The 519-nt window shown below is 59.9% G+C and carries 1 pseudogene; it reads right to left on the reverse strand.

Annotation, left to right across the window (positions count from 1 at the left end):
* Positions 1-442 (reverse strand): annotated as a pseudogene (locus tag AD72_RS35170) (HNH endonuclease); the annotation flags it as partial.
* Between the last annotated feature and the right edge of the window lie 77 nt (positions 443-519).

A 519-nucleotide genomic window follows, 5' to 3' on the forward strand; every position in this document is an offset into this window, starting at 1 on the left:
CCAGCCCATCCGCTATCCGGCGCAGATAGGCACGCCAGTCATGCGGCAGGCCTTGTTCACGCAAACGTCGCGCGATTCGCCGGTCCGCGCTCGCGACCAGCTCCGGGGCCAGTGGGCGTAGTACTTCGGTGGCTTTCGCAGCGAGAAACGAGTCCAATAGCCCCTCGCTCATGCATGCCAGTAGTTCGGGGAATTGTTCGTGCATTTCGATCGACAATTCGACCGTCCCGATCGCCCTGCCCCGGTAACAGGACCAGGCGAGTCGTAATTCCTCGATCACCGAATCCCGTGCCAGCTCGTCCCCGAACCGTGCCACCTGCGAACACCACAGTTGGTTCACATCAACCAGAATCCGATGATCCAGCCGTGCCTGCTCGATCCGGCAGGAACACGTGGATTCCACCAACGCGTCCTCGAATTCACGACTCCCCAGTCCGTTCATGCCCGCAATTCTAGCACAAAAACCGTATGCTGTGCGCGGCAAATTTCGCGGGCAGGCCAAACAGCAACCCACCAAAA

This window comes from Sciscionella sediminilitoris (assembly GCF_000737195.2).
Classification (GTDB): Bacteria; Actinomycetota; Actinomycetes; order Mycobacteriales; family Pseudonocardiaceae; genus Sciscionella; species Sciscionella sediminilitoris.